Annotated in this window: 1 protein-coding gene; it reads left to right on the top strand. The window is 67.4% G+C overall.

The window, feature by feature from the left end:
- The coding region (locus ACLJNW_RS23635; protein ID WP_410961146.1) for a GMC family oxidoreductase N-terminal domain-containing protein at nt 1-362 on the top strand (362 nt) is incomplete at both ends.

Genomic DNA, 362 nt, shown 5'->3' with positions numbered 1-362 from the left:
ATTCATGCCTGTACCCGATCTGTTCGCCGAGGGCCTCGCCCGCGGCTGGAAAACCTACAACGGCTCGCGCCTGGACGACGACCTGGAGCTGGAGGCCGACGTGGTCGTGGTCGGCACCGGCGCCGGCGGCGGCACCACCGCGGAAATCCTCAGCGCCGCCGGCCTGAAGGTGCTGCTGGTGGAAGAAGGCCCGCTGAAGACCAGCAGCGATTTCAAGATGCAGGAGGCCGACGCCTACCCCGAGCTGTACCAGGAAGGCATCGGCCGGATGAGCAAGGACGGCGCCATCACCATCCTCCAGGGCCGCGCAGTGGGCGGCACCACCCTGATCAACTGGACCAACAGCTTCCGCACCCCGGAAC

It is taken from the genome of Salmonella sp. SAL4457 (genome assembly GCF_046548235.1).
GTDB lineage: Bacteria > Pseudomonadota > Gammaproteobacteria > Enterobacterales > Enterobacteriaceae > Salmonella > Salmonella enterica.
Note: the sequence above shows the minus strand (reverse complement) of the source record. Positions and strands in the feature narration are given on the sequence as shown.